Below are 12,307 nucleotides of genomic sequence, written 5' to 3' on the forward strand. Positions count from 1 at the left end.
GTTAACTCAGGGTGCTGGTTTTGCCTGATTTAACGACGTTATCGGATTTGGTGATTGCTGCGCAGGCAAGTGCCCTACATCACATGCAAATGGTTGTCCCAAAGCCCTGCGGGCAAATCCAGCGGTTTGGCGGTCAACGGTGTTTGTCGGCAGTCATAGAACCGGCAGCGCCCCTGGCCTGATGTCACCACGAAACCATCTTTTACCGCGGCTACGCCTGCGCAATCGGGCAACGGCGCATCCAGTCGTACTGCGCCACTGTCCAGATCCCACACAAAAAACCGATTACCGCGAGGGGCCGTCAATGCCACCAGCCGCAGGTCGCTGTGCACCGCCACGCTGGCGGTGTAATGGCCCATTGCACGCAGTTGCTGTTCGGCCACCGGGAACGGCTCAAAGGGCTGGCCGGGGCGCTTGATTGCCAACAACTCGGACAGCGCGTGGGCGTCACCCATAAATTGCTGGCACGCCACTATTGTGCCGTCGTTGGCAATGCCTAAGTGACGCACGCTGTTCATCTGCTGGCTGAGGGTTTCTTTACTCAGCAGGGTGCCGTCACGCTGCATCAGCACCAAGCTGGGTTGCATGGCGTTGAGGTTCATCTCGACCCGGCTTTCAGCTTCGGTACGGATACCGCCGTTGGCCACCACCAGCGTTTCGCCGTCTGGCATCCACGACACTTGATGCGGGCCTACGCCGTGAGTCGGGATTTCGCCACTGTGTATCAGACGCTCGCCTTCAAAGCGGTAAACCCCCAGCACGCCCCGGCCCGGGTCGGTGGTGTCGTTTTCTGTGGTGTACAGCCACTCGCCATCTTTATGAATCACCGCGTGACCATAAAAGTGGCGATTGGGCAGGGATGTCAGGGTTTGCAGCAACTGCCCATCCTTGAGGTTGATCAGGTAGCTCTCGGTGCCGGGGCGCCGGGCAACGAACAACGCAATGGGCAGTGTGGGGTGGTTGATGATGTCGTGGCAGCGCTGGCCCACTTGGGTGTTGAATACCTGAGTGCCGTCGAGCGTGTAACCCACGGCAAAGTGATTGCCGTCCACGTCATCCCGGGCGCTCAACAACAGCGGGCTGTGGCCTTTGTTTTTGAACAGCGACCAGCCGCCCAGCGTAACGGCGCTCAGCAGTAAACCGCCGAGTTTCAGAGCTTGCCTGCGCATCATCGAACCTTCCTTCATTAATCGCCGTCGTTGGCGTTAAAGCCCAGTTGAATGCCCAGCGCCTTGGCCAGTTCACCTTCGTGCAAGCGGTGAACCACGTTCAGGCTGTCGTAAATCGCATTCAGCCTGGCGCGGCCGGCGTCATCGGCCAGCAATTCATTAAGCGACTGCTGGTTATCATTGAACAATTTGAGCGAGGCGGCATACGCGGCGTCAATTTTGTCGGCCAACGGTTTCTGGTCGGCGGGCAACAGGCCACGCAAACCTTTGTTGTCAACGCCAGCCCATACGGTCTGAGCGGCGGCCAAGCTGGCGGCCAGGCTCTTGAGCGACGACTCGCTGCGCCATGCATCGGCCTGGAAAGGCTGTGCAATGCCCTTGCTCTGGCGGCCCATCGGGGTGCCGAGTTTCTTTTTCAGGGTGTCCAGTGCGGTGACCTGAACCCGCAGCAGGTCAGCAATGGCTTCGTGGGAATCGGCATAGCGCTGGTTGGGGAACTTGCTCATCTGCGCCAGCATGCCGTCGGTGCTGTTCCAGCTCGCCAGAATTTCTTCGGCCAGTTGTTTCTGACGCTCGCCAATGGCCGTCAGCAGTGGGCAATAACGGGCTTTTTGCGTGTCATCGGCAAGGTCAATCTTGCTGTCGAACAAGATGTACTCGTAAGCCGACAGACCCTGCACCACAACACTGGATTTGGCCAGGGCAGCGGCATCGATCTGCGGCTGAGCGATGACCAGTTGTTCAACCTGACGCCCGACCAGGTTCTTTTTGTCCGGCCAGAACTGCACTTGCCACGAACGGTTGCCCTCAGCCAGCGGACCGATCAGCAGCGGTTGCAGCTCGGCCCAGGCTTTCTGCGCATGCAGGAAGTCGGCACGGGCGGTTTCCAGGGTTTCTTTGCCTTCGCAATACGCCAGGGCGCTGACAGCCAATTGGCGATCGGCATCGGCCCAGCGGCTGTAAGTTGGCAGGATCACTTGCTTGGCAATGGCGGCCGAGGTCACGGCCTGCGGGTCTTGCGGTGCACACGCGCCCAAGGCAAGGGCGGCAAGGCTGGTGAACAACAACTTGGGTCGAAACATGTCGGGGTCCCCGATCTTATAAGCGTTTAAAGAGAATTCAGGAACGCCAGCAACGCAGCGCGCTGCTCGGCATTGAACTGTAAAACCTGCTGCCTGGCCGGTTCGGCCTCGCCACCATGCCACAGCACGGCTTCGAGCAGGTTGCGCGCACGTCCATCGTGCAAAAACTGGGTATGGCCGCTCACGTTCTGGGTCAAGCCAATCCCCCATAAGGGCGCAGTGCGCCATTGTCGACCACTGGCGGTGAACTCGGTGCGGCCATCGGCCAGCCCTTCGCCCATGTCGTGCAATAACAGGTCGCTGTAAGGATGAATGACCTGATTGGCCAACTCCGGTTCAGCCGCCGTGGCTGAGGTGGTGAAGGTCGGGGTGTGGCACGCAACGCAGCCAGCTTTGTAGAACAGGTTTTTACCGGCCAGCACCTCTGGTGCGCCGACATCACGACGCGCGGGCACCGCGAGGTTGCGGGTATAGAACTCGACCAGACGCAGAATGTTGTCGCTGACCTCAGGCTCACCTTGCGGGCCATTGCCGTTGGGCGCTTCAAGGCAGGCAGTTTGAGCCTGGGTGCAATCATCAAACGGTCGCAGGGACGTGGTAAGCCCCATATCACCAGAAAAGGCGTGAACATTTTGTTGATTGAGATTGGGTTGGCCCGCTTTCCAGCCAAATCGGCCCAAGACAGTTTTTTGTTGTGCGTCGTCCCACACCCAATTAGGGCGCCCGGTCACGCCATCAGCGCTCTTGTCTTTGGCGTTGGCCAAAATGTCTTGGTCCGGGATCGCTTCAAGCAGCCCCAGGCCAATCATCGGCGGCGCAATACGGGCGGAAAAACGCGTGTCGGGGTGCATCGGGCCGTAGCCTAATTGAGTGATGTGCAGCACAGGTTTGCGCAGTTCGACTTCGGTGCCGTCCTTGAATCGCACGGGCACCGGCGTGTAATCGACCCGCACCTTGCCCTCAGGGGGCACGCCGGGCACTGACATGTCCTGTAATTGGCCGCCGTAGACCGGTTCGGGGACGATGCCGATGTGTTCGATCAGCGTGGCAAATGCCGGGTCATTGGGAATCGACAGGCGTACCAGCATCGACACGGCGTTCTTGGCGTTGGGGGCGGGCGGATGACCACGGCCGTCCTTGATGTGGCAGTTTTGGCAGGCGTTGGTATTGAACAGGGGGCCCAGCCCGTCGCGCGCCGTGGTGGTAGACGGGGCGATCACCCACGGGCTGCGGAAAAAACTGTTGCCGACACTGAAATCCAGACGCCGGGTGGGCGCCAGGTTGGCGGAGGGCATTGAAAACGCATTTTGATCGGTTTTACGCACCGTCGTGGCCCCACCGGAGCGGGCTTCGCCAGGCTCGGGTTTGGTAAAGCGCGGGGCGTCATCACAACCGCCAAGGCCAAGGGCCAGGAGCAGCAGAGACAGGCGAAGAGGCAACGAAGGCATCAAGCGTCCAGTTCAGCGAGCAAAATCGAGGGCGCAAAGTTTATCAGGGAAGGTGAATTGAAATAAGAGGAATTAGCATTTGGTTTGATCTGCGGCAGTCAACGACCGTAAACCCTTCATCGGATGGAATGATCTGCCGGGTTGAATAATCGCGTGCCGGGCTGGCGCATCGCGACCCATCGCAGCCTCGCTTTACTGGTCAGCGACTGCGGGCCATGCATCGGTGATGCATCGGTACACCCACAAAAAAGGCGGCCCGCAGGCCGCCTCATGTTCACTCATTCAAACGCTGTCGATCAAAAATCGTGATCGGCGTTGTCCGGGTTCAGGTCGCTGATGCCCAGCTTGCCAGCGGCTTGTTCAATGGCACCGGTCTGCTTGACCAGCGCGCCGATGGCGTCACGAACCACTTGGTTGCCGGACTCGTTGCCCGCGGCGATCAATTGGTCGTAGTGCTCGCCCTTGGCTGCACGATCCACCATGACCTGGATCTTGGCTTCGGTGTCGGCCAGGTCAGACTTCAAGGTGGCGTCAGCAGCCGGGTCAACCACGACTACCAGCGAAGACAGGCTAGGGCCGGTCATCTTGGTGCCATCGGCGCGTACGTATTCACCCAGGTACACGTTACGAATGCCTTTGGCGTCGTAGAAGTGCGAGTTGTGGGTGTTGTCGCTGAAGCAGTCTTGCTCGTCTTCAGGGGAGTTGGCTTCCAGCGAGACTTTCATGCGCTCGCCTGCCAGTTCGCCCAACGACAGGCTGCCCATGCCGAACAGCATTTTGCGCAGACCGTTTTGGACAGGCTCTGCTTCCAGCGATGCGCGGTAGTTGTCGGCCACCTCAGGTGCCCAGTTCGCCACCATTTCGTTCAGGTCATTGACCAGCAATTGGGTCACGGCTTTCAGGTAGGCACGACGACGGTCGTTGTGGCCGCCCGTAGCGCCTTCACCTTCCAGGTAGTCCGACGCAGGGCGGTTGCCTGCACCCGGACCGGTGCCGTTGAGGTCCTGACCCCACAGCAGGAATTCGATAGCGTGATAGCCCGTGGCTACGTTAGCTTCCGAACCGCCCAGCTCGTTGAGGCTGGCAAGGACTTCAGGGGTGATTTGGGTGACGTCGACTTTATCTTCGCCGACCTGGATCTGGGTGTTGGCAATGATGTTGGCGGTGGCACCCGGGTTGCCCAGAGCGTGCGCGTAGCTGGCGTCAACGTAGTCGATCAGGCCCTCATCCAGTGGCCAGGCGTTAACCTGACCTTCCCAATCGTCAATGATGGTGTTGCCAAAGCGGAACACTTCGCTTTGCAGGTAAGGCACGCGGGACTCAACCCAGGCCGCTTTGGCTGCTTTCAACGTGTCGTCGTTAGGGTTGGCCAAAAAGGCGTCGATTGCGGTTTGCAGCTTTTTAGCGGTGGATTCGGCGTCGCTGTAGACGGCATGCACCATGTCGGCGTAATGCGCCACAACAGCCTTGGCGGCAGCTTCGTCGATTTTCACTGCGCTGATGTCAGCTGCGGGAGTCGCTTGAGTCGTCGCTGCGGCAGGCGCTGGGGTCGCTGCATTTTTTTCTTGGTCTTTGTCGCCACAACCGGCGAGTGAAATAGCAATGGCCAGCAGACTGGCGGAGGCCAGGGGCATACGAATCATGGCGAAAATCCTGCTTCGAGAGGTGGGACACGCGTGCGACTGCACGCAATACTGGCGACATGATGCGAAAGATATGCATTTTCTGTAAAGGGTTAGCGTTGTAAATATTTCCTATTCACGTCACCTCTACGCCGGACGCTTCACTGCACTCGAAACATGCATTTACATAATGACGGCATTGTTGCGCTGCGCCTGCTTCAGAAAAATGCTCAATTCCCGTGCAATCAGGGGCTTGCTGTACAAGTAGCCCTGGCCTTCATGGCAGCCTTCATTGATCACGTACATCTCTTGCGCCAGGGTTTCGACGCCCTCGGCAATCACTTGCATGCCCAAACTTTTACCGAGCTGGATGATGGCCCGCACGATGGTGGCATCGTCGTCATCGTCAATCAGGTCCTGCACAAAGCTTTTATCGATCTTGATTTTGTCCAGCGGCAGGCTCTTGAGGTAGCTGAGCGACGAATAGCCCGTGCCAAAGTCATCAATGGCGATCAATGCCCCCGAGCGGCGCAGGCTCAGCAGGTGCTGGGCGGCGGTGCTGATGTCTTCCATCAGGCCGGTTTCAGTGACTTCCAGTTCGAGGCTGCGCGCGGGTAAACGGTAAATTTGCAGCAGATTGTTAACCATGCGCGGCAGGTCGGCGTGGTGCAGCTGCACGGTCGACAGGTTGACCGCCATGCGCAGCTCAGTGAAGCCCTGATCGTGCCACTCGCGCAATTGATGACAGGCTTGATCCAGTACCCACTCGCCAATGGCGATGATGCTGCCGTTTTGCTCGGCCAGGGGGATGAACAAGTCAGGCGGCACCATGCCGTGTTCGGGGTGCTGCCAGCGTAACAGCGCCTCGACGCCGACTACGCGGTGATCGCTGTAGCGGATCTGCGGTTGATAGACCAGGTACAGCTGATTGCACAGCAAGGCGTCACGCAGGTCTTTTTCCAACTCACGCCTGCGGCGTATCTCGCTGTCGACGCTGGCGATGTAGAACTGGTAGCGGCTGCGCGAGCGGCTCTTGGCCAAGGTCATGGTCTGCTCGGCCTTTTGCAGGAGTTTTTCGCTGGTGTCGCCATCTTCGGGGAACAGCGTGATACCGATGGTGGCCCGCAGTCGAATTGTCTGTTCTGCCAGCGAAAACGGGGTTTCGAGGTCGTCGAGAATACTTTGCGCCAACTCGGCCACCTGATAAGGCTGGTCGATATCGGCCTGCACCAGGGCAAATTGATCACCGCCTAGGCGGGCGAGGGCGCCCAGGCGGCCGCTGTGAGAGCGCAGACGGTCAGCAACGGCCATCAGCAGTTGGTCGCCGGTCTGGTAACCGTATTGCTCGTTGATGCTTTTGAAATCGTCCAGGCCCACGCACAACACGCCCACCCGGCGTTGCAAGCGCCCGGCATCGAATAAAATCTTGGCCAGTTGCGTTTGCAGTTGCTGGCGATTTGGCAGGCCGGTCAGAAAGTCGTACTGGGCCATGCGCAGCAAGGTGTTTTCGGCTTCGTGGCGCAGGTGCGTGTTGCGTTCTATTGAGGTCAGTAACTGATTGGCGGTGTTAATCCAGATCCCCAGTTCGTTTTTTTCGTGGCCCTTGAGCAACGGCAACAGGTGTTCGCTGGGACGGTCGGGGTTGATCGTGCTCAGGTGCTCAATCATGCGCGACAACGGTTTGGTCAGCAGCCAGTGATAGATCAGGTACAGCACCAGACCCATCAGCAAGGCGCGCAGTACACCGGAGATGAAAATAATCCCGGAATTGACCAGAAAACCGTCGCCATAGGTCGCGGTGTCCAGGGTGATGGTCAAATCGCCGTAGTACTCGCTGTAAGGGCCGCGACCGACCAGAGGGGTGACGAAGGTGAGTTCCTTGCCCAGAAACACATCTGTCAGCCAGCGGCTGGAGGCTTCTCGCAGCGGTCGGGACTTTTGCGCCAGGGTGGTTTCTTTGGGGTGCCCGATAGAGGCCTGGCGTACGGCTTCGTCCTGAAACAGCCCCTCGATCACTTGCATGGCCATTTCGCGGTCCAGGCTATAAACGGCCTGGGTCGAAGGGTCGCGAAACATATCCAGAATGCGTTCGGCGTCATTGTTGATCGACTGCCGGGTTTTGTAGGCGTCGAACACAATTTGCGCGCAGCTGAGCACCACCCCGACGACCAGCGCTGACAGCAGCACGATCCGGAGCAACTTGACTGACAAGCTGTTTTTAAGTTCCAGCTTCAAAGAGCGCTTCCTTGTTTCTGGCCGATGATATCAAGTAGCCATGACTGTGGGTAATCCCTCGCAGACACTATTCGCTTTCAAAACGTTGATGCGGCCATGCTGTGCACACTGTGTCGGTCTTGTGCCTGCTGAACTTGAGCCGGTGCCGAAGAAAATTTCAGTGGTTTGATTCTAGCTGGCGTTAGTGCGCCGGCCAGTGGGGCACGGACTTTTCAGCAGGCAAAAAAAACCCGGCAATGCCGGGTTTTTTATCTGGCGCATCGCTTAAGCGGTGAAGGTTTTGCCTTCGAACTGCTCAGCCACGAACTTCCAGTTAACGAGGTTCCAGAAGGCTTCTACATACTTCGGACGTACGTTGCGGTAGTCGATGTAGTAAGCGTGTTCCCACACGTCGCAGGTCAGCAGCGGGGTGTCGCCGCTGGTCAGCGGGTTACCGGCGCCGATGGTGCTGGCCAGTGCCAGGGAACCGTCAGCCTTTTTCACCAGCCAGCCCCAGCCGGAACCGAAGGTGCCGATGGAGGTTTTGCTGAATTCTTCTTTGAACTTGTCGAACGAGCCGAACGAGGCGTTGATCGCTTCAGCCAGTGCGCCAGTCGGTTGGCCGCCGCCGTTTGGCGTCATGCAGTTCCAGTAGAACGTGTGGTTCCACACTTGGGCTGCGTTGTTGAAGATACCGCCCGAAGAGGTTTTAACGATCTCTTCCAGGGTTTTGCCTTCAAACTCGGTGCCTGGCACCAGGTTGTTCAGGTTCACGACGTAGGTGTTGTGGTGCTTGTCGTGGTGAAACTCCAGGGTTTCTTTGGAGATGTGCGGCTGCAGGGCATCGTGTGCGTACGGCAGCGGCGGCAATTCGAAAGCCATGTTGATTCTCCTAATCAGGTCAGTTGCGATGAGCGCAAGGCCGATCACGGGCGGCCAAACACGCGCCGATGAGTTTTTACTCTTCGCGGCGCAGGGTCAGGATCATAGCACCGGGGTGACGCCTTAACCACGCAACAACTGTGTGGAATAGAGGTTCCAGCGCGATTGATGGAAAAACTCGATGGGTTCGGGCGCGTCTTTTTTGTCCTCGATCACCCGGCAACAATCAACTGCACGGCCACGGTGTACATCATCACGGCCACCAGCAAATCGAGCAGGCGCCAAGTGCCGGGACGCGCCAGCCACGGTGCCAGCCATGCCGCGCCGAGGGCCAGGGTGAAGAACCACAACAGTGAAGCGCTGGCTGCACCGATGACATAAGCGCCGGGCACACTTTGCTGCGCCCCCAGCGAGCCGATCAGCAAAACGGTGTCGAGGTACACATGGGGGTTGAGCAGGGTCACGGCCAATGCACTGAGCATCACCGCCTTGAGCGAGCGGGCGGTTTGCCCCGCCGATTGTTCAAGGCTGGAATTGGAAAAAGCGCGGCGCAGCGCCTGGGTGCCGTACCACAACAAAAACACAGCGCCACCCCAGCGCGCCACGCTGAGCAGGATGGGGTTTTGCGCCAAAATCGTCGCCAGCCCGAACACCCCGGCAGCCACGAGCAAGGCGTCGCATACCACACAAAATGCCGCCACTGGCAGGTGGTGCTCACGGCGCAGGCTTTGCGCCAGCACGAAAGCATTTTGGGTGCCGATGGCCATAATCAGGCCGAACGCGACCAACAGGCCGTTGAGGTAGCTTTGCCACATAGGAATTACTCGTCTAACTACAGCGCGGAGAGCGGTGTGCTGCTGGCTATTCTCCGGTCGTTAGAGGTATAAGAAAAACCAATATTGCTGATCGCTCATTAGGAAAACTGATGTTCGACTATAAATTACTCTCCGCGCTGGCAGCGGTGGTGGAACAAGCGGGTTTCGAACGTGCGGCGCAGGTGTTGGGGCTGTCACAATCGGCCATTTCCCAACGCATCAAATTGCTCGAAGCGCGCATCGGTCAGCCCGTGTTGATACGTGCTACACCGCCCAGCCCCACCGAGATCGGGCGCCGTTTGCTCAACCATGTGCAGCAAGTGCGTTTACTAGAACGTGATCTGCAAAGCGCTGTGCCTGCGCTGGATGACGAAGGTTTGCCGGAGCGTCTGCGCATTGCCTTGAACGCCGACAGCCTGGCCACGTGGTGGGCGCAGGCGGTGGGAGATTTTTGCGCCGAACAGCACCTGTTGTTGGACTTGGTGGTCGAGGACCAGACCGTAGGCCTCAAACGCATGCGTGCCGGTGAAGTGGCGGCGTGTTTGTGTGCCAGTGAACGCCCGGTGGCGGGTGCGCGCAGTGTGTTGCTGGGTGCCATGCGGTATCGCGCGTTGGCCAGCCCTGCGTTTATTGCGCGGCATTTCCCACAGGGGGTGAGCGCAGCGTTACTGCCAAAAACCCCCGCGCTGGTCTTTGGCCCGGACGATTTCTTACAACACCGCTATCTGGCTTCGTTGGGGGTGGACGGTGGTTTCGAGCATCATCTGTGCCCGTCTTCCGAAGGCTTTATTCGCTTGACCGAGGCAGGGCTGGGCTGGGGGTTAGTCCCCGAGCTGCAAGTGCGCGAACAACTTGAAAGCGCAACACTGGTGGAGCTTTTGCCAGATAAACCGATTGACGTGCCACTGTACTGGCATCATTGGCGCAACGGCGGACAACTGCTGGGGCAACTGACCGAACATTTATCGCGTTCGGCGCCGCGCTGGTTAGTGCCTTTGGCCTGATATCCAGCGTTTAAACAGCAGGCAGCACGCATTAGAGCATTTGGAGCGATTGATGAAGATTCTGGTCACCGGCGCAAGCGGCTTCATTGGCGGACGCTTTGCGCGTTTTGCCCTGGAGCAGGGCTTTGACGTACGGGTCAGCGGGCGGCGTGCCGACGGTGTTGAACACCTGGTGCGGCGTGGCGCTGAGTTTATTCCGGGTGATTTGACCGATGGCTTGCTGGTGCGCGACCTGTGCGTCGACATCGACGCCGTGGTGCACTGCGCGGGCGCCGTCAGTGCATGGGGCCGTGCGCAGGACTTGCAGCGCGATAACGTGCTGGTTACCGAAAACGTGGTCGAAGCTTGCTTGAAACAGCGCGTACGGCGCCTGGTGCACTTGTCTTCGGCCTCGCTGTATTTCGACGGCCGCTCACACGTGGGCCTGAGCGAAGAACAGGTGCCAAGACGTTTGAGCCACACCTATGCCGTCACCAAAAACCTGGCCGAGCAAAAAGTCTTCGGCGCCCAAGAGTTCGGCCTTGAAGTGATCGCCTTGCGCCCGCGCATGGTGACGGGGGCGGGTGACATGAGCCTGTTTCCGCGTTTGCTTCAAATGCAGCGCAAAGGCCGTTTGGCGATCATCGGCAACGGGCTCAACAAAGTCGACTTCACCAGTGTGCAAAACCTTAACGAAGCCCTGCTCAGCAGCGTGCTGGCCACAGGAACGGCATTGGGCAAGGCGTACAACATCAGTAATGGCACGCCGATCCCGTTCTGGGACGTGGTCAATTACGTGATGCGCCAAATGAACGTAGCGCCGGTTACGCGTTACCGTGGCTACGGCTCGGCGTACAGCTTGAGTGCGCTCAGTGAAGTTGCCTGTAAACTGTGGCCCGGTCAGCCCGAGCCGAAACGCTCGCGCTTGCGCACGCAGGAAATGAGCAAAGACTTCACGCTCGATATCAGTCGCGCCCGGCATTGCCTGGACTACGACCCAAAAGTCAGCGTGTGGGCGGCGCTTGATGAGTTCTGTGGCTGGTGGAAAGCCCAGGAATCGCCCTACCGTTAAACACCCGTACTGCCGATGAACCCGATGAAGGTTCAAGGACGATCAAGGCGCGAGTCAGCGGTTTATACTCGCGCCATTCAGCTTTCACTCAGGTTTTGAATAAGGTTTGCCATGCGTAACGATGCCCGCGACGACTTCGATGATGTCCCGACCCTGCGAGCCACGGTCGATGACCACGATGAACTGGCCACCACAGCCGGTGCCCGAGAACGCACCACGGTGTATTCGCGCAACACCCCTGTGATCAAGGTCAAGGCGCCCACCACTGGCCCGCTGTGGGCACTGCTCGGCGCGGTCTTGCTGGCGTTTGCCGGGTTGGCGTGGTGGAGTTTTCAGCAGTTGTCGATGATGGAGCAGCAACTGGTGGCCACCCAGGAAAGCTTTGCACGCATCAGCGAAGAAGCGGCGGGGCGCTTGCAAGCCATCTCCGGCAAAGTGGTGGCCAGTGAATCCACCCTCAACAGCGGCAGCGAAGCGCTGAAGTTGCAGATCAAGCAGCTTGAAGAAAAACTCCTTGAGCAGAGCAAGCAACAGCAAGGCGCTGTGGTGGGCCAGCAAGGTGAGCTGGACAAACGCTTTGAGCAAATCAATGCGGCGATTATGGCGCAAGTGACCGCTCAGCAAGCGGACAGCACACAACTGGCCACCGAGGTGAAGGCCTTAGGCACCGAGCTGGCCACACTCAAAGCCACCGTGGCGGAGCAGGGCAAGCTGGACGCTCAGCTCAAAGGTTTAAGTTCCGATGTGGCTGCGTTGAAAAAACAGGGCAACCCGGCTGCGGCCATTCAGCGCCTGGAGCAGGACTTGATCGTGCTCAAGAGCGAACTGGAAACCCGTCCGGCAGCGGCCCCGGCGCAAGGTGCCAACACCGCCGAGTTTGACCTGTTCCGTGGGCAAGTCACACGCAACATCAACACCTTGCAAAGCCAGATCCAAAACCTGCAAAAACAGATCAGCGCCAAGTAAGCACGCGTAGCCGCAGCCTTCGTAGAATCGATACTCGCGCAGTGTCAGGCTGGT

Annotated in this window: 10 protein-coding genes; 3 read left to right on the top strand and 7 right to left on the bottom strand. The window is 58.8% G+C overall.

Annotated elements, in window-relative coordinates:
• Nucleotides 1-74: 74 nt before the first annotated feature.
• The 7 genes from ACP7A4_RS03130 to ACP7A4_RS03160 all read right to left on the bottom strand — a co-directional run bounded on the left by ACP7A4_RS03130 (nucleotide 75) and on the right by ACP7A4_RS03160 (nucleotide 9,232).
• Nucleotides 75-1,172, bottom strand: a complete 1,098-nt coding sequence (locus ACP7A4_RS03130; protein WP_426245478.1) for a DUF1513 domain-containing protein — start codon at nucleotides 1,170-1,172, stop codon at nucleotides 75-77.
• A 14-nt stretch (nucleotides 1,173-1,186) separates the two neighbouring features.
• Nucleotides 1,187-2,251, bottom strand: coding sequence for an imelysin family protein (locus ACP7A4_RS03135; RefSeq protein WP_059761558.1), 1,065 nt, complete (start codon nucleotides 2,249-2,251; stop codon nucleotides 1,187-1,189).
• A gap of 26 nt (nucleotides 2,252-2,277) precedes the next feature.
• Nucleotides 2,278-3,699 carry a di-heme oxidoredictase family protein gene (locus tag ACP7A4_RS03140; protein WP_426245480.1) on the bottom strand — a complete coding sequence of 474 codons (1,422 nt, stop codon included), beginning with the start codon at nucleotides 3,697-3,699 and terminating at the stop codon, nucleotides 2,278-2,280.
• A 296-nt stretch (nucleotides 3,700-3,995) separates the two neighbouring features.
• Complete coding sequence (locus ACP7A4_RS03145) at nucleotides 3,996-5,342, bottom strand: imelysin family protein (RefSeq protein ID WP_059761556.1); 1,347 nt, start codon at nucleotides 5,340-5,342, stop codon at nucleotides 3,996-3,998.
• A gap of 162 nt (nucleotides 5,343-5,504) precedes the next feature.
• Nucleotides 5,505-7,556, bottom strand: a complete 2,052-nt coding sequence (locus ACP7A4_RS03150; RefSeq protein WP_059761555.1) for a putative bifunctional diguanylate cyclase/phosphodiesterase — start codon at nucleotides 7,554-7,556, stop codon at nucleotides 5,505-5,507.
• Between the two features lie 264 nt (nucleotides 7,557-7,820).
• Nucleotides 7,821-8,417, bottom strand: a complete 597-nt coding sequence (locus ACP7A4_RS03155; protein WP_059761554.1) for a superoxide dismutase — start codon at nucleotides 8,415-8,417, stop codon at nucleotides 7,821-7,823.
• Between the two features lie 212 nt (nucleotides 8,418-8,629).
• Nucleotides 8,630-9,232, bottom strand: a complete 603-nt coding sequence (locus tag ACP7A4_RS03160) for a LysE/ArgO family amino acid transporter (protein WP_048362818.1) — start codon at nucleotides 9,230-9,232, stop codon at nucleotides 8,630-8,632.
• Between the two features lie 110 nt (nucleotides 9,233-9,342).
• Here ACP7A4_RS03160 and ACP7A4_RS03165 point away from each other — a divergent pair, with 110 nt between their 5' ends.
• The 3 genes from ACP7A4_RS03165 (at nucleotide 9,343) to ACP7A4_RS03175 (ending at nucleotide 12,253) form a co-directional block, all read left to right on the top strand.
• Entirely contained in the window at nucleotides 9,343-10,236 is an 894-nt protein-coding gene (locus ACP7A4_RS03165; protein ID WP_048401009.1) for a LysR family transcriptional regulator ArgP, read from the top strand.
• Between the two features lie 52 nt (nucleotides 10,237-10,288).
• Nucleotides 10,289-11,287: an NAD-dependent epimerase/dehydratase family protein gene (locus tag ACP7A4_RS03170; protein ID WP_426245484.1), complete on the top strand. Its 999-nt coding sequence runs from the start codon at nucleotides 10,289-10,291 to the stop codon at nucleotides 11,285-11,287.
• 111 nt (nucleotides 11,288-11,398) lie between these two features.
• Nucleotides 11,399-12,253 carry an ATPase gene (locus ACP7A4_RS03175; protein ID WP_426245486.1) on the top strand — a complete coding sequence of 285 codons (855 nt, stop codon included), beginning with the start codon at nucleotides 11,399-11,401 and terminating at the stop codon, nucleotides 12,251-12,253.
• The last annotated feature ends 54 nt before the right edge of the window (nucleotides 12,254-12,307 follow it).

The sequence above is a fragment of the Pseudomonas sp. TWR3-1-1 genome (genome assembly GCF_049896545.1).
Lineage (GTDB): Bacteria > Pseudomonadota > Gammaproteobacteria > Pseudomonadales > Pseudomonadaceae > Aquipseudomonas > Aquipseudomonas weihenstephanensis.